The sequence below is a fragment of the Fontivita pretiosa genome, assembly GCF_050410795.1.
Taxonomy (GTDB): domain Bacteria; phylum Planctomycetota; class Phycisphaerae; order Tepidisphaerales; family Tepidisphaeraceae; genus Fontivita; species Fontivita pretiosa.
Genome location: NZ_CP191258.1, coordinates 641,310 through 657,420 on the forward strand (window position 1 = coordinate 641,310; position 16,111 = coordinate 657,420).

Here is a 16,111-nt window from a genome sequence, read left to right on the forward strand (position 1 = left end):
TCCAATTCCGGATTCTGTTTGCGCGACCATTCCGCCGCGAACGTTAGGGTAAATATGAAGGCCTGGGCTGGTGGTAAGGCTCATCCCGCAGCCGGTTCACCAGCCCCTTGGGATGTGACCTGGGATCCTTGCCCTGAGCCTGCCATTCCAGGATGTCCCGATAGTCGTCGAATTTGTCCCACTCTGCGTCCGCAACCGGACCTCGCGATGTCTTTTTCAGTTCATCCGTGACGATCTTGCTGGTGATCAATACCACGTGGCCGTCGGCAAACAGCATATTCCACGAGCCGGTACCGCTCAGCCCGATGGGGTGCGAGAGCTGCCCGGCGGTGATGTTTGTCAGCAGATCCATCGACACGACTTTGTAGCCTTTCATCTCGCGGAGCTTGCTGAAGCCGCCCTCGGCGTTGGCGCTGGCACGCCCCGTGGCAACCGACCGCCAGTGCGGCATCCAGTGGTATGAAACCCGCGTATTGGTATTGGCCACACTCTCGCCCATCTGGGTTCCAAACGGCCACCGCTCCGGCGGACCAGGCTGGTTGTGCAGCGCAAACGCCGGCGCCGGGAATGACGGGCAGTAGAAAACTTTGTAGGTCGAGACATACTTCCGCTCCCAGAGCCTTCCCAGGCCGCACGTCACCGGGCGAGAATCGCTGTAACCGGGGAAGTAAGTCAGGTGCGGCGAGTAGTACCATTTACGCTGATCGGAGTCGGGAAATGGAACGTCCTCGGCGCCGCGAAATCGTGGTGGCAGGAAGCCCTTGTTGTCGTTGGCGTAGTTGATCACCGCGATGCCGATCTGCCTGAGATTGCTGGCGCACGCGGTGCGTTGCGCGTGCAGCCTGGCCCGGTTCAGGGCCGGCAGCAGAATCCCCACCAGCACGGCGATGATCCCGATCACCACCAGCAGCTCAACGAGGGTAAACGCCGCAGGAATGCTTCCGGGCGGCAGCTTGCGCCCGGCAACCCGAAGGGCCGGGCGATCTGGATCTTCCCGCCAATCCAGACGACTCAAACGGCGCGGTTTGCGAACAGACATGACCATGCTCCTGTTGTGCCTGCCGGACCTCCCGTGGGCATCCGGTTCTGACCGGATGCCATGCCCGGCTCGAGTTGTCGATCGCGCGATCAGCCCCTGATCCGCCGCGATCCGAAACGAACTGCGATCAATCGCTTCCCGCCGGTGCCCGCTGAGGATCGGCCTCCCCGCCGGCCCGGTCCGAAGACTGCAAATGTGACACTTCCACCCGCCCCGCTCCGCCGGCGACGCTGCGCGGATCGGCGCTGTCGCCATTGGACGGACCGCTGCGCGACGAGGCGATTTCCACCGGTTCGACCAGCACCGGCTCGATCATCGTCCGCACCCTCTCCGGAACGCTTGCCCGACTCATCCGCCAGAGCAACTGCTCCACCCCGCGACGACCGATGGATTCAGCCCGGATGTCGATCGTCGCGGGCATCGGATTCAATCCGATAAGGTACCTCCGCTCGTTATTGCAGGAGATCACGTCGAAGCCGTCGGTGCCGCGCCCGTTGTCCGGCCCCAGCCGCAGTCCCCGACGCAACAACGCCGCATCGATGACGCCTACCAGGCGGTCCTCGGCGATGAACAGCCCGGTTGGACGCGGATCCAGTTCCAGGAGGCGGTCCACCAGCGCGTCGGCCAGGCTCGGCAGATCGGCGCTGAGCCAGTAATCGCCGCGAGGATCCAGCGGCGCCACCAGCACGCTGACCTGTGCCCCGCCCTCGCGGGCGTGACGGCAGAACGAGAGGCTGCGAACCTCCAGCGCCCAGGACGAGGCCTGCACGCTCAGGTACGCCAGCCGGCGGTGACCGCGCTTCAGCAGATATCCCGCGGCCAATTCCCCGATGCTGGTATTGTCCGGCATGACCTGGTCGCCCCAGGCCGGGCGCTGGCGGTTGGCCATCAGCCAGACCGTCGGCAGCGCCCGCAGCTTCGACTCCACCGCTGCGCCAGGCCGCTCGCCGTGCAGCAGCAGCCCGTCCACCCGCCTTTGCACCAGGTTCGGCGGCAGGTGCTGCGGATCGGACACGAAGCTGAAGTTCATGTTCAGGTTGTGCTCGCTGGCTGCGGCGCTGACCCCATGCAGCAACTGCTCGAACGCCGGAGTCATCTGCGATCCGCAGGTGCCGAAAACCAGCAGGGAGATGTTGGCATTTCGCCCGGCGCGGGCCGACTGGCCCTTGCCGCCGCGGCGCACCGCCGGCGTGAAGCTGATCTGCTTCATGGCCCGGCGGACCGACTCCGCCGTCGCCGCCGACACGCGGGGATGTTCATTGATCACCCGCGACACGGTCGAGGTCGATACGCCTGCGAGCTTGGCGACCTGCTGCATCGATGACACGAGGCTGCTCCGATATGTGGCGCAATCCGCCAATGCGCAGCCGAAATATCTCACGGATCGTGCCATGACACAAGAAAAAAATGTGTGGAATTTGCAGATTCGATTTGTGCGCGATTTTCACACTTCGTGTGAAACACCACAAGTCAATTCTCTATCGAACGATAAGAACGCAACATCCGACCGGATGCCTGCGACTTCTCCTGCGAAGATCCGCTGCTGGCTACACGCTTTGAAAGCCTCGCACCCGCGTTTGTCCCCTGAAAAAAGAGGTGAATTGCGCAAACTATCGCATCCATTTGCATGACCCGCCACACCCCGGCGACACCCAGCTACAGCGGGCAATCTTTCATGCTCAAATGACTTGTATCCACGGCGCCTTGGACATCGATCAACGGCGAATAGACTCCGCTGAGATCGTGCGATCCTTCACAAATCTAATGGCGACAAGTAAATACGTAAAATCGTCCTTGCATTATCGCCTCGCACTTGGCATCTTTCTGTCGCTGAATCGCCTTGCCTGTCTGCGATTCCTGCGGGGGTTGACCTGAGATCTTTGGGAGGCCACGCTATGGCTGCACGCGCCGCGTCGCTGGCAATCGCATCCGCAAACCGCCGAGAGCTTTGTGCCGATACCGCCCTGTCCATCGCCTGGTGGACTTGGTTCACCCTGCTGGCCATCCCTTTCGTGGTCTTCCTGGCCGTTGTATGGCACCTGATGGACAATGAGCCGGTCGCCACCACCAACACCACCGCCAATGCGTGGTTCGTCATCTCGATGGCGTACATGGCCATCTGCGTGCCCGCTGCGTTCTTCTGGCGCAGCCGGATTTTCAAAGGCTACTGGACCGGGCAGCTTGTCTCGCCACGAGATTACCTCATCGGCATGACGACTGTCTGGCTGGCGCTGGAGATCGGCGGATTGCTCGCGCTGGCCGGGTGCCTGGTCAGCGGCGCGCTCCTGCCCAACCTCCTGCCGGCACTGCTGGCGTTCATGCTCTTTACGCCCCTTTGGCCCAATGGGCATTCCATGACCCGCGCTCTAACCGACGAGCGCGACCCGGCCGACTACCAGGAGCCTCGCTAAAGCCACCGAACGGCATCACCGTCGCGCCCGCCGTCGTGCCCGCAGGCGCTGTCGCTTGCCACCGGGATGTTGATTCGACGCTACCGTGCGGAACACCCGGTCCGCTTTCTGTTTTCGGATCCACTTCAAGAACGCCTGAAGCTGCGGCGCTTGCCGAAGTGCCTCCAGGTCCGCATACACCCGCGCCAACTCCGAGTTGCCAAATGTCGCGTGAATCTGTTTATGACATGGCCGGCACAGCGGCACGCGATCTTCGGCCCGGCCACCTTTCTGTCGGGGCAGCAGGTGATGCAGCGTGATCAGGCTCGGAGGCACCATTCGGCCACACAACTCACATGACTGATACTCATCCGCGGGCTTGGCTGACAACCTGCTCACGACCCAACACCTCGGCCGAATCAAAGAGGGCGGCGAATGCCCCTCACGGCAGAATCTTGAACGATTTCATGTCCGCGCCGTTCATTACGGCAATGGCGTTGATGATCAGCCAGATCCCCGCCGCCAGCGCCTCGCCAAAGATGATCCCCACGAACAGCGGGCGGGCCTTGAGGAACAGGCTCGATCCGCCAAAGCGGACGATCACCACCTTCGCCAGCCAGCCCAGGAAGATGCTGAACCACGCGTTGCCGACAAACGCACCGTAGCTGGCAACGTATCCGACTGGCAGCAGCGGCCAGCTTGTCCACCGCAACGATGCGAATTGAAGCCCTGCCGTCAGCAGCAGGCCGATCGTCACATGCAGCAGCCGGCTGTGTCGCCTGGGAATGTAGCTGTTGTTGGAATGGTAAACGACCGGCGGGGCGATGTCGCGCCGCGGAATGTAGCTGGCGCCGAAGTAATTCCCCTGCGGTTTGATGTCTTCGGTCAGCGGCGTCGGATACGAGTACTGACAATACAACGTTGATGCCGCCGCGATGACAAATCCAACCACCAGCGTCCAGGCGATGATCACACCCAGCCGTCGATGATGTCGCCGGGGCGATGTTGCATCGGCGGACTGATCCTGCTCGACATGCGCCGCGTGTGCGATTCCCAGCCCCGTGGCGGTGAAGCTCATGATGCTGTCGCGGGTCGTCAGCGGACCCAGGACCTGTCCGACGCTGGCAAAGTAGATGTCGCGACCGGTCCAGAAGCTTACCGGGAAGTTACTGTAAATCTGCGATGGAGCGATGCCGGCACGGTACAGCGGCAGACCGGTCTCCGCCACCACTCGCGCCACCACAAGGTGCGCCGTCAGGATCACCACGATGATCAGGATGGCGATAAACACGTGTACACCCACCGCCAGCAGCCACGCCAGCATCACCGCCGTTCCACCAACCGCCACCCAGAATGGACCGCGGTAGCTGCGATCGCCGCCACTCAGACGCAGCGAATTGCTGATCACGCGCTTCCAGTGCTCGCGGCCGATCCAGAAAATCCCGGCCACAAACGCCACCACCGCCCCCAGATGCTGATCCTGAAGCGCCGCCGATCCAAGCTCGGTGCCCCCGCGCATCCCGTACTGCACTTGGAACAGATTGATCAGAAAATACATCCCCCACAGGCTGAACGCCGCCTTGGACCGGATGAAGTACGTCACTCCGACGATGATGAACGAGATCGTCGCACGCTTGATCTTGTTGTCCAGAAATGACAGCGGCTGCCCCGGGGTGGGCTGCTCGGGAATGAATCCTCCGAAGTTGTATCCCAGTGGGATGGTCTCAAAGTGCTTGGGAAAGTAAATGGCCAGGGTATTCAGTGAGTGGATCGCGAAGACGCTGCACAGCCCGATCCACAACCAGGGGCTGCGGAACAGAGCATTCAGTCCCCTGCCCGGCGCCGGCGGCTCGATCAGCGCCGCCTGCACCTGAACCAGCGGAAAAGGCAGCCGCTCGTTCACGGCCCACTGATCGAAGACCAGCCGCGCGATCGCCGTCAGCGTCGCCAGCATGGCGATTCCGAATATACCCCACGCCAGCAGCGGAACGATCCACGCGCCCCATGGAATGCTCTGCCCCGCCGGAACACGCTGGTAAAACCACGTCACCACCGGATCGGATCTGCCTTCGGCGATGCTCTCCACAGGAAACAGCCAGCGCGGCAGATCCATCTTCAGAAACGCGCGCCAGAACTGCTCATCGAACGTCCCGACGTGGAACGGCGCCACCGGCATCGGGATGAAGAAGCGCATCAACCCCCAGTTGGGAATCCCGCAGGCCACCAGCGTCATCAGCAGGATCACCGCAAGCTCGCCGGTTCTCAGCGCGTATCGCGGCGCCCAGCGATGCAGCGGCGCGTTGATGCCGACGATCAGCAGAAACTCGATCAGCACTGCCGCCGCAGGCACGAAGCCGGTCACCAGGCTCGTATCGGACAGGACAAAATCGTTGTAAGGCGTCAGGCCGCAAACCAGTCCCGCCGCCACCGTGCCGATGATCAGGCTCCGCAGGGTCAGGCCATTGCCTTGTTCGCCGGCGGTCAATTGCCGCCCAAGCCCCGCCGCCACCGCGCGGTCCGTCGCCGCCGGCGATTCGTGAACATTCGTATCCGCGTTCGTTTGAGTCATGTCGGTCATGTAGACAACAGCGCATCGCAGGCACCGAATGCGTGCACCGGCGCGCCGGCGTGCAGTGTAGTCGAATCCTGCCCCCGCGGCCATGCGCGGCAAGCTTCCCCGCGAAGGCAAAAACGCGCACGAAACTCCGTCGCCGCTGGCCCCCGCCTTTACGGTTGTTCGCCGGGCAACATGCTTCGGGGTGCAATCAGCGCCAGCACCGACATGCTCGTTGCGTACACCCGGCCGGGCTCTTCGGCGCTGCGGCTGGCCGGCCAGCCGCCGTCGCCCTGCTGGCTGGCCAGCAGGCGCTCGCGCGTCGCGTTCCACACACCCGCCCAGACATCCTCCCGATTCAGCAGCAGCGCGGCCCGAACCGTGTAATACGTCGCGTAGCAACTGAATCGCGTCTGTTCGTTGACCGGACGCTCCAGCAGCAGCCTGGCCGCCGACGCAATCTCCGCACGGTCCATCGAGCCCGACAGCAGTCCCATCGTCACGATCCCCACCGCGTTGGTCGCCGCGGTGACCTCCGACCGCGGCTGGTAGGCAAATCCGCCCTGATCTTCGCGATAACACCGGCCCGCGTACGCCAGCGCGCGGTCAAAGCTCTCCTGCGGAACCTCGATCCCGATGCTCCGGGCCGAGCGAAGCGCCAGTACATTCCAGCCTGAAAGCGAAAGGTCGCTGTCGGCTGACTGCGGCTCGTAGCGCCATCCGCCAGCGTGCGGCGGCGGCTTGTGCACCTCCTGCGCCTTGAGAATCAACCACACGGCGCGCTGAACCGCCTGATGGATGCGTACCCGCCGCGATGCGTCCGGCTCCACGCCATACGCCTGGGCCAGCGCCAGCGTCACGATTCCCTGTCCATACATCCGGCTGCCGTCGGCGCGGCCGATGTAACCGTCCTGCGGCACCGCCTGCACCAGGTAGTCCGACGCGCGGCGCACGTGCAGACCGTAGCGGCCAAGCTCCGGCGTGTTCCCCGAGCTTAGAAATGCCAGCAGCGCCAGTCCGGTGCTGGCCAGTTTCGGCCCGCCGTCGTGGATCGCCCCATCGTCCTGCTGATGTCGCGCCAGAAAGGCCAGCCCAAGCTCCACCGCGCCGATGACGCGAGGATCCGAATCGTCCTGGGCCGCACGCGCAAAATCCCCGCTCTTCAGCAGGCTCACCGCCACGCACAGTGCGATCATCAACCGCATCACAGCTACCTTTCCGGCGCCCCGGCGCCCGGAACGCCCGAATCCGCCGCCTGGCCCAGCGCCTGGAAGTACGCGCGCAACGCCTGCTGGTATCCCGGCGGGTCGGGTTCGCGAACGCCGGCCACCAGATCCTCGCCGCGCCACTGCCGCAGCCGGCTCCATTCGCGCGCCGTGGCTGCGCCGATGCCCTGCCCGCCGCCGCTGCGTTGCTCACTCGATACGCCATACCAGCGGAAGATCGACGCCATCGAACCCAGGCCGGCAAGTCGGGCCGCCGCGGCGCGATGGATCGAGTCGTCCCACGCCCGGGCCAACGCCTCCAGCACACTCGCCTGCGCCTGTTTCGCCTGCGAGCCGGGCCGTTCGGTGGTCTGATCGGCAACGGATTGCGTGGAGGGCATCGTCGCGCCGGCTGATCCGGAGTGCAGTGGCTGAGCCTGCGCATCCAGCGCCATCGCCGCCTCCTGGGCAAACCACCTGGCCGCCACCAGCGGATCGCGCTCCAGCAACGACTGCCGCGCGGTGCGCAGGCCATCCTGCGCCGCGGCCGTTGCGCGCCTCGCCTCGGCTGTTGCTCGATAGACCGCCTCGACATCACGCGCGTCGATCGCATCCCGCACCCGCAGCAGTGCAGGGCTGAGCTGCTGCTGCATCGGCTCAACCGCCACTGTTGTCTCCGGCGCAAATGCGCTCAGTTGCCGGGCGAGCTGGGCAAGCGCTTCGTCGTCGATGGCGCGGCCAGCATCGTCCAGCCAGTACCAGGCTTCGTTGGCCTGATCCTGTGCCGCCGCAGCCGCACGCTGCGCCGCGGCTCGCTGCTCCACCGCCGCACGCTCCGCCTGCCGCCACACCTGCGACGCCCGCGACTGCGTCTGTCCGGCCCAGTCGGCGATCTGTTCGACCCGACCCAGCCGCTGCGGAAGCTCCGCCAGCAGTTCCTGCGTCTGACCAATCAGTGCCAGCGCCTGGCTTCGCGAGTCGCTGCCCGCCGGCGGCGTGTCGCCACCGCGCAATTGCTCGATCTTCACCGCCAGCTCACGCTGCTGCTTGTGACGAAGCTGAACAGGTGCACGCGCGACCCGCTCGATGGATCCGGCAGGCTCCTGCTCATGCTGGATCTGCTGCTGTTCAGCGGTAAGTTGATCGATCTGCCTGGCCTTTTGGACTTCGCGCTGGATGCGATGTCTGGCGCGAGGCGAGGCCGCGAAGAGCTGCGCATCGATCGCCGCCGCCTCGTCGTAGCGTCGCTGTCCGGTCAGGGCGGCGGCGTCCATCGCGCGTTGTGGCGCCTGCCAGGAATCGGCCCCGATGTCGGCAGCAAACTCCCCTGACTCTCCTGCCCAGGCGCGCATCGCCTGCCGCGCGCGTTCGGCCGCGGCGCGCGTCTGCTCATCCTCGCCGCGGTCCTCGCGCGCCTCATCCGGCTCGCGCAGCTCATGCTCCCGCAGGATCGCCGCCAGCGCACTGACGTACAAAAGCCGCGCGGCGCCGGGCGCCGGGTTCGCCTCGGCACCGCCCGGATTCCCCGCCCAGACCAGCGCATCGATCGTGCGCGCCGCACGCGACGCCAGTTGCAGATCACGCGCCAGAACCAGGTTCGCATCGCGACGCACCGCCTGCGCCTGCGATGCCGTCGCCAGGCGCTCGGCCAGATGCTCGCGATGCGGACGCGCGGCAGTCGCCCATTGCCTGGCCGCCTGCACGTAATCCACCGCCCGCCGCGACGCCGCGATCTGCCTGGCGCCCAGCATGCGGGCACGAAGCAAAAGCTCCAGGTCCGCGGCGTCGGCGGCGACCTGCACTGCCGCCGCCTGCTCGTGCATCTGCTGCCGCATTCTTCGGATCGCGGCACTGAGCAGTTCGCTGTCCAGCAGTCCGGGGGACTGCCTGGCCCTGTGCTCCAGCGCCGCCAGAGCCAGGTGCGTGCCGAGCATCGCCTCGGCCGCCAGTCCACGCCACAGACTCTCCAGATCATCCGCCAGCTTGCCTGAACGTTGCCCCGCCGCGGCAACCGCCCGGCGAATCTGGGCAAGCTCCTGCTCATTGGCGGCACCGGCGGCATCGATGCACAGTTGCTCGAGACTGGAGGCCTGTACCTGAGCTTCGTCGGCCAGCGATTCCAGGATGAGCGCGCGATCGGCCGCACTGGCGCCCACCGTGGCGCGCAGGATCGCGCGAACCGCCAGCGTGGCGGATTCGGCGGCCTGACTGAGGTAGCGGGACACGCGCCTGGCGGCCTCGGAACTGGGCGTGTCTGCCGCGACGGGTGAGCGGGCCAGCAATCCGCCGGCCGAATCCAGCGCCGCGCCGACCGCCTCAGCTAGCTGCGTCGCCTCGCCAAGCTCGGCAATCGCCCGCCGCTGTTCCGGATCAACCGCCAGCGGAGCGATCAGAACCTGATATGAATTGCCCACCGTGACCTGCCCGGCGCGATCGGTGGCGGCCAGCGTGATCGTCATCACATCCCCGATCGACACGTGGTACGCCGCCAGATCCACCTCAAACGTCTCATCGCATCGCCGGGGATCCGGGCCAATCTCCAGCGGCCTGACGGCCGCGGGCCGGCGATTGACCTGGATGCGAGCCTCCACACTCGCCAGCCCATAGTCGTCCGCCGCCTGGTACGTCAATCTCACGATGTCGCGCGGTCGCAGAAGCGACAGGGCGTCGGGAGGAAGCAAACGGGCGATCGGAGGATGATCGGGAATGGCGCGGATCGCGATCGCCTGCGACACGCCCCCCAGCACTCCGCGATCGCTCAGAAGCTCGACCTCGTAGCTGGTGTCCCGCACGATCCTGAAGCTGACCTGCCGGGCAGCCGGATCGCTCGTCGGCGATGAGGCCATTCGCCGACCATCAATCGTGAACCATGCATCCTTCAATGGCTCGGAAGCCACTACGGTAACGCTGGCCAAAGTCCCCACCGGCGCTTCGATCTGGCCTGTGGGGCTGCTCAGAGTCAGCGGCTGGCCGGCGACGTAGTCAGGATACGTCAGCATGATGCGAAACTCGCGGACGATCGGACGGCGAAGCACGCGCAGCAGGAACGGCCCGGCGGCGGCGTCGCCCCCGCGCACCTGATAGGTCAGATCCCGCCAGATGGCGGGGATCGTGTACTCGAAGACGGCGGTCGCAGCGTCGGGTGGATCCGCCGAATCACGGACCGCGGACATGCCAACCGACGTCCAGGTCTTTCCGCCGTCACTGCTGGTTCGCAGCAGAACCGTGCTTGTGGACAATCGCGACGCGCTCACTCGCACCGTCAGCGGCTTGCCTTCGACCACATCACAGGAGCCGGGCTGGACACTCAACCGCGTGGTGGTGGCCGGGGCGATCTCGGCCAGCGGCAGAAGCTGCCGGGCGATCAGCCGCGGCAGATCCAGTTGCCGGATCGGACAAAGCGACACAAGCAGCACTGCCGCCGCCCCCGCCGCCGCCCACACGCGCAGCACCGGCCGCACTGGCGCCAGTTCACGAACATCCCCATCCTCTCGAATACGCTGCTCGACGTCCGAGCACAACTGTCGAACAAGCTGGGAGGAAGCGCCGGTGGCGGCGCCGGTCCCGGCGGCCAGGAGCTGCGATACCACCGTCGCCAGCGACTCATTGAACCGCGGGTCGCGCCGTTCCATTTCCTGCGCCGCAGCCAGCCAGTCGGTATGCCGGCGCCGCAGCAGTAATCGCCGAATCGACGGCCCCAACACCAGCGACACGCCCAGCAGCAACACCATCAGCAGCGCCAGCCGCATTGCCGGTGCAAGGGCCATCAGCCGATCCATCAGCCCCCACAGCAGCAGCCAACTGGCCGCCAGCAGCGTCGCCCGCCCTGCTGCACGCGCCACCGCCAGCCAACGACGACGCCGCACGAAACGCCAGAGATGCTCGGCGATTGCTTCAGGCAGCGGGCTGGCACTGTGATCAAACCGGTTCATGCCAAGCCCACCTTTCTGCGGATCGACCACTCGGCGCCCAGACACCCCAGCACAAACAGAAACAGATACGGGCTGTCCCACAGGCTCAACTCGGCGTAGCGGCGTTGCTCGGCCTGGCGGGCGGCGTGCAGCCGCTGCGGCAGCGTGGCGATCTCGCCCAGGGCCAGCACCTCTGCCCGCTGTCCGAGCAGACGCCTCAGGCTCGACGGATCGGCGCTGACGTCGCGCATCTCCTGCTCATCACTGATTGCGACGTGTACGGGCAGCGAAACCGACAATTCGCCATCATCGGCGGTCATGCGAAGCTCGTATTCGCCAGCGGACAGATCTGTGATCGTCGTCTCCCAGCGATCGCCCATCGCCGGCGAAAGCAGTTGAGCGCGGTGCAGGACATCGTCGCGGTAGATCTCCAGCAAAGGCGCCGATCCCTCGAACTGTGTGACCCGCACCCGCACGTGCAGCGGCTGGCCCGGCTCCACCCGCAGCCTCTGCACGTCCAGCGCCAATTCGCCATCGCGCGCGGCGTAAGGCTCGGGCGCGGCATGGCGAATCAACTGAAGCCAGAACCGATCCCTGGCCCGTTCCGGCAACGCCGCACGCCATCGCCAAAGCTCGTTGAGCCCCAGCACCAGCACGCGCCCGGCGCCCAGGCGGCTTTCGGTCAGCACGGCAGAGCCGGTCTGGTCTTCCACCAGCAGCGCCCGCACGCCGGCCTTCAGCGGTTGCGGCATCGCCAGCAGCGAAAACACCGGCGGCAGATTGTTCCAGCGTGATTGATTCAATTGCGGATCATCCGAGAGCCTCAACACATCGCCCAGCTCGAAGTCGCCGGGAACGATGCGGAACATCGGCTGCTCTCCCGGCCAGACGCGCCACGCCGGGCGCGCATCGCCGCGCCAAGGCAACATCGTCGCCGCCAGCGGATGCCAGGCATACCCGTCGATCACGTTGGTGTCGCCGAGGATCAGGATCGCACTGCCGCCGCGATCGTTGATCAGCCGGCTGAGCGCGTCCCACTGCCCCGCATCCAGCGCATCGGTGGGCACATCGCACAAGATCACCACGTCCTGCTGAAGCAGATGGTCCGCGGACATGCGCAGCGGCCTGACACTTCCGAAAACCAGTTGCTCGGTGGTGTCGAATCCGATCGCGTCCATCAGCGCACGGCGGAGGAACTGATAATCCCACGTCGCAACCCCGCCGATCAATCCCACGCGAACCGGCTCGGCGATGACTTTAACGTCCCGGTGAACCGTGTTGTTGGCCAGCGTGATCTCACCCTCCAGCGGCGAGACCGTGATGCTCAGCTCCCTTGGTCCGGGTTGATCCAGCCGCAGCGGCAGTTCGACGTGAGCAAGCTGCTGTTCGAATCGTGCCTGCCTGACGACGCGCTGCTGACCATCGGAGACTGAGACCTCCGCAGTGATCGCATCTGGGGCGGAGGCGCGATCACTGGCGGCACGAACATCGACTCGAACCAGGATCGTCTCGCCGACGAAGGCGCGTTCCGGCAGCGACACCCGCTGGATCGACAGGTCGCGGTTCACCGCCGACCCCACCAGCACGCCGTAGGTTACGCTGTCCAGCGTGAACGGCGGCACGCCCGCGGTCTGCTCCTGGGTGACCTGACGCCCGTCGCTGAACACGATCAGGGCACTCAATGGGCGCATCCCCAGCCTCTGCCGCAGGTCGCGAATCGCCCCGCCCAGGTCGCTGCCCGTGCCATCGGCGTCCAGTTGGTCGATCGGCAGATCGATCGGACGAAGCCCTTCGCCTTCGCCGCCGAATCCGAACACCAGCACCGGCCCCTGCCGTGCCAGCCGGGCGATCAGCCCTTCAGGCCCGTTCAGCGCCCGGCGAACCAGCTCGCAGCGGCTCAGTCCGGCCAGCTCGTCACAGGCGGCGCGCACCTGCGGACTGGTAGCGTAGAGCTGCTGATCAGATCGGGATTGAATCTTTTCGAGCTGTTCAAGGACGCCTGCGATCCGAACCGCCACTGCACGTGACCAGGCGTCGGCGGAGGCGGCCGGCTCAGCCACCAGCGCCGTAAGCTGCGAGCGCATCGCGGCACGCTGCGCCGTCTCCACAGACTGCAGCGATGAAACCTGCTCCGCCAGCTCGTCGGCCTGTGCCGCGAACGCCTGGCGGCTTTGACCCAGGTGCTGCTCGGCCGACTCGATGCCGCGACCCGAGACGCGGGCGTAGTCCAGCTCGCTGAAGGCGCGGCTCACTTCGTCGGCCAAATGACGAAGACTCAGTACGCCCTGGCGGAGATCTTCGATGTCGCGGGGCCTGGCGCCGGCGGGCAGCGTACCCAATGCATCCGCCAGTTGCACCAGCATCTGCGCGCGCGTGGAAGACGAGGCAGGAAGCGGATCCACCACGGTCATGCTTTTGGACTGATCCACCAGCACCACGGCCACGCCTCGCTGCTCGTCCTCCAGCGAGCGCAGCACCACCGGACGCAGAATGCACAATCCCAGCACCCCCAGCGCCAACGCCCGCAGCCCCAGCAGCAGCCACCACCACGGCGCCGGCACGGGCCTGAGCTGCGGACGATACAGCCACACCACCGCCGTCAGACCCACCGCCAGGATCAGCATCGACAGCCAAAGCAGTTGCGGTGACTGAAAGCGGATCATGCCCGGACCTCCGCATCATGCACGACGTGCGGCGTGCGGACGCCCGACCGCATCGGTACCGGCGGATTCGCGGCGCGCGGCATCGTGGCGGCGCCCGGCCAGACGCTCCATGCCCGGGACAGCGCCAGCTCCGCCACCGCCAGCAACAGCACCACCGCCATCAGCACAGGCCACAATTCGGTCCGTCGGCGGGGATCCTGGATGGCCTCGGCGATCGCGGCCGGATCGCTGTCCAGCAGCTCAGCGCCGATTTGTCGGTTTAGCGCCTGCCACTGCTCGGGCGAAAGGCTGGTCAGGTTGGATTCGTCGCGTGGCGGGCGGACGACGAAGTGCAGCGTGCGCTGCCCGTGGTCCTGCTCGCCGCCGCGATCCACCTGGCTGATTCTTACGGTATATCGACCATGACGGTTGGTGTTGAGGTATCGCGCTTCCCAGCCCTCCCCGACGCGCAGCACCGTCATCGGCTGCCCGGAACCCAGCCCGGGACCTTCGATTGTGACTCGCGGCGGCGTGGATTGACTGCTGGCGATGGTTGTGATGATGGGCTGGCCAGGCCAGAGATTGCGGTCCGGGATGGTGCCGCCAGCCAGATACCGCACCGCCGACTGGAGCATCGGCAGGTAGCTGTTGGACAGCGGCAAGGTGCTCCAGTCGGCATCCAGAGCGGTGGTCAGCAGCAGCACTCGACCACGCCCGTAGGCGGACTCGACCATGAACGGCGCGCCGGATCGATACCGCGCCAGCACCGGCCGCTGCGGATCGGACACCCGCGCCGGAAAGTAGCGGCCGATCGTTACGCCCGGCACCGGATCGGCCCGGCCCTGGAGAAATCGAAAGATCGGATGCGCCAGCTCCACTCCCAGCAGAGACGTGGCCTGCGACCCGTCAGCGGCGACGGGCGAATCCAGCTCCGCCGGCAGCAGTCCTGCCCCATTTCGCCAAAGATGATCGTTGTAGTCGTCCACCCGCACCAGATTCCCCGGCGCCACGAGCACGCCTCCGCCGCCATAGGCGTATTGCTCGATCTGCCTCGCCTGCGCCGCCGACAGCCTCGCCACGTTCGCCAGAATCAGCACCTGATGCTTCTGGCGATCCAGCACCGGCCAATCCTCGGCGCTGACCACGTCCACGCGCATCGGGTCAGTCCCGTCAAGGCCGCTGGAGGCAAACGGCATCAGAGCCAGGCGGATGAACCCGGCCTCGCTGTGGAAGACCGTCGTCGCCTGGACAGCGGCGGTGCTTGCCGGCGCGGTGGCAGAGGTTCGCTCATCGCCGCTGATCACCAGCACGCGGATCGGCTCGATGACCTGGACGGCAGTTTCAAGCGAATCGTCTCCGGTGAAACCTGCCGAGCTGATTCGTGCGGTGATCACGTGTGAACCGGGCGTATCGAACAGGACATTGCAGCGAATGGTCTGTGCGGCGCCGGGGGCAAGGTTGAGTGTCGTGCGATACAGCTCGCGACGATCCTCGCCGAGTACCAGAGGCAGACCCGTGCGTGGCGCGGCGTCGAAGTTGCGCACCAGCACCTCCACTTCGGCCGGCGTGCCGCGGATGACCGGCGGATTCACCGCCCTGACCTGCTCGACCACCACGTTGCCCGGATTGCTTTCGCCGATGGGAATAACCCGCACCGCCGGCAGCAGCCCGGTTCGGGCATCGCGCACGCGCTGCCGCCAGTCGGCGGCAAAGCTGTCGCTCAGGTCGTTCCAGCTCGCCGCCTGGCGATCGCACACGACATAGATCCGCCGATCGGTCGATTTGGATTTCTCCAGCACCTGGGCAGCCAGGTTCAGCCCCGCGGCCATGTCGGCGCGCCCGGACCAGGCGCGAGCCTCGTTGATCCGCTGGGCCAGGGATTGCAGGTCGGCGCCGAGCTGCGGCGCCGGCGCGTTGGCAGAGTCGGGCAGCAGAATCAGCGCCGCCTCGTCTCCCGGGCGCAGGTTCGCCAGCACATTCAGCGCCGCGCGCCGCGCCGCTTCCATGCGCGGGCGTCCGCCGGCATCTTCAAACGCCATGCTCCCGGATCGATCCAGCAGCACGACGACCGAAGCAGGCTCGGGCACACCTGGCGAGGAAAGGCCCGCCCCGGTACCCAGCACCGGTCGCGCCAGTGCGATCGCCAGCGTCGCGACAATCCCCATCCGCACCAACAGCAACAGCAGCTCCCTTGCGCGTGAGCTGCGGAAGTGCCTTCGCGCCGATTCGTCCAGATCCAGGAACATCATCGCGCCCCACCTGATCCGCGAGCACCTGGCCCGGCTCAACAGGTGCAGAACCAGCGGCACCGTCGCCCCGGCAATCCCCGCCAGCATGGTTGCGTTCAGAAACATATGGCGGATCGGCAGC

Annotated in this window: 9 protein-coding genes; 1 reads left to right on the plus strand and 8 read right to left on the minus strand. The window is 66.0% G+C overall.

Features of this window, described 5'->3' with window-relative positions:
• Positions 1 to 43: 43 nt before the first annotated feature.
• Positions 44 to 1,039 carry a DUF1559 domain-containing protein gene (locus ACQS5P_RS02525; protein WP_428939329.1) on the minus strand — a complete coding sequence of 332 codons (996 nt, stop codon included), beginning with the start codon at positions 1,037 to 1,039 and terminating at the stop codon, positions 44 to 46.
• Positions 1,040 to 1,166: 127 nt separating this feature from the next.
• Positions 1,167 to 2,357, minus strand: coding sequence for a LacI family DNA-binding transcriptional regulator (locus tag ACQS5P_RS02530; RefSeq protein ID WP_428940986.1), 1,191 nt, complete (start codon positions 2,355 to 2,357; stop codon positions 1,167 to 1,169).
• A 577-nt stretch (positions 2,358 to 2,934) separates the two neighbouring features.
• Between ACQS5P_RS02530 and ACQS5P_RS02535 the strand changes: the two genes are divergently transcribed.
• On the plus strand, positions 2,935 to 3,450 hold the full coding sequence (locus ACQS5P_RS02535) for a hypothetical protein (protein ID WP_428939330.1): 516 nt from the start codon (positions 2,935 to 2,937) through the stop codon (positions 3,448 to 3,450).
• Between the two features lie 15 nt (positions 3,451 to 3,465).
• On the opposite strand, the gene ACQS5P_RS02540 is transcribed toward ACQS5P_RS02535, so the two are convergent.
• From ACQS5P_RS02540 to ACQS5P_RS02565, 6 genes are all read right to left on the minus strand, one after another.
• Positions 3,466 to 3,828: an HNH endonuclease gene (locus ACQS5P_RS02540; protein ID WP_428939331.1), complete on the minus strand. Its 363-nt coding sequence runs from the start codon at positions 3,826 to 3,828 to the stop codon at positions 3,466 to 3,468.
• Between the two features lie 43 nt (positions 3,829 to 3,871).
• Positions 3,872 to 5,998 carry a DUF6785 family protein gene (locus ACQS5P_RS02545; protein WP_428939332.1) on the minus strand — a complete coding sequence of 709 codons (2,127 nt, stop codon included), beginning with the start codon at positions 5,996 to 5,998 and terminating at the stop codon, positions 3,872 to 3,874.
• A 158-nt stretch (positions 5,999 to 6,156) separates the two neighbouring features.
• On the minus strand, positions 6,157 to 7,188 hold the full coding sequence (locus ACQS5P_RS02550; protein WP_428939333.1) for a prenyltransferase/squalene oxidase repeat-containing protein: 1,032 nt from the start codon (positions 7,186 to 7,188) through the stop codon (positions 6,157 to 6,159).
• Positions 7,189 to 7,193: 5 nt separating this feature from the next.
• Positions 7,194 to 11,120 (minus strand): hypothetical protein, encoded by a 3,927-nt coding sequence (locus ACQS5P_RS02555; protein WP_428939334.1) that lies wholly within the window; start codon positions 11,118 to 11,120, stop codon positions 7,194 to 7,196.
• Positions 11,117 to 13,762, minus strand: coding sequence for a hypothetical protein (locus tag ACQS5P_RS02560; RefSeq protein WP_428939335.1), 2,646 nt, complete (start codon positions 13,760 to 13,762; stop codon positions 11,117 to 11,119). The genes ACQS5P_RS02555 and ACQS5P_RS02560 overlap by 4 nt, the downstream gene beginning before the upstream one ends.
• Entirely contained in the window at positions 13,759 to 16,095 is a 2,337-nt protein-coding gene (locus ACQS5P_RS02565; protein WP_428939336.1) for a VWA domain-containing protein, read from the minus strand. The genes ACQS5P_RS02560 and ACQS5P_RS02565 overlap by 4 nt, the downstream gene beginning before the upstream one ends.
• Positions 16,096 to 16,111 lie beyond the last annotated feature (16 nt).

Excerpts from the sequence above, each read along its gene's own strand:
- ACQS5P_RS02530 (WP_428940986.1), bottom strand. The coding sequence starts at position 2,357 with ATGCAGCAGGTCGCCAAGCTCGCAGGCGTATCGACCTCGACCGTGTCG.
- ACQS5P_RS02535 (WP_428939330.1), top strand. The coding sequence starts at position 2,935 with ATGGCTGCACGCGCCGCGTCGCTGGCAATCGCATCCGCAAACCGCCGA.
- ACQS5P_RS02550 (WP_428939333.1), bottom strand. The coding sequence starts at position 7,188 with ATGCGGTTGATGATCGCACTGTGCGTGGCGGTGAGCCTGCTGAAGAGC.
- ACQS5P_RS02545 (WP_428939332.1), bottom strand. The coding sequence starts at position 5,998 with ATGACTCAAACGAACGCGGATACGAATGTTCACGAATCGCCGGCGGCG.
- ACQS5P_RS02560 (WP_428939335.1), bottom strand. The coding sequence starts at position 13,762 with ATGATCCGCTTTCAGTCACCGCAACTGCTTTGGCTGTCGATGCTGATC.
- ACQS5P_RS02565 (WP_428939336.1), bottom strand. The coding sequence starts at position 16,095 with ATGTTTCTGAACGCAACCATGCTGGCGGGGATTGCCGGGGCGACGGTG.
- ACQS5P_RS02555 (WP_428939334.1), bottom strand. The coding sequence starts at position 11,120 with ATGAACCGGTTTGATCACAGTGCCAGCCCGCTGCCTGAAGCAATCGCC.
- ACQS5P_RS02525 (WP_428939329.1), bottom strand. The coding sequence starts at position 1,039 with ATGTCTGTTCGCAAACCGCGCCGTTTGAGTCGTCTGGATTGGCGGGAA.